We start from the raw sequence: 230 nt of genomic DNA, 5'->3' as shown, positions 1-230 counted from the left end.
CCGCCAGGTGATGCCGCAGCACCTTGCCCGTCAGCCCGCGCGGCAAGGCGTCGATGACCTGTACGCGGCGCGGCACCTTGAAATACACCAGCTCACCGCGCAAGAAGTTCTGCAGTTCGTTGGGCGAGACGCTCATCTGCGGATGCAGCACAACCGCCGCGGCTACGTCCTGCCCGAGGCGCGGATGCGGCACGGCGAATGCGGCGGCGTCCGCCACCGCCGGATGGCGC

The 230-nt window shown here is 69.6% G+C and carries 1 protein-coding gene; it reads right to left on the bottom strand.

Features of this window, described 5'->3' with window-relative positions:
• The coding region (locus AAEZ10_RS27850; protein WP_502947722.1) for an AMP-binding enzyme at nucleotides 1-230 on the bottom strand (230 nt) is incomplete at both ends.

Source organism: Pseudomonas sp. H26/SER47-MNA-CIBAN-0231, from assembly GCF_040310465.1.
GTDB classification, from domain to species: domain Bacteria; phylum Pseudomonadota; class Gammaproteobacteria; order Pseudomonadales; family Pseudomonadaceae; genus Aquipseudomonas; species Aquipseudomonas atacamensis.
Note: the sequence above shows the minus strand (reverse complement) of the source record. Positions and strands in the feature narration are given on the sequence as shown.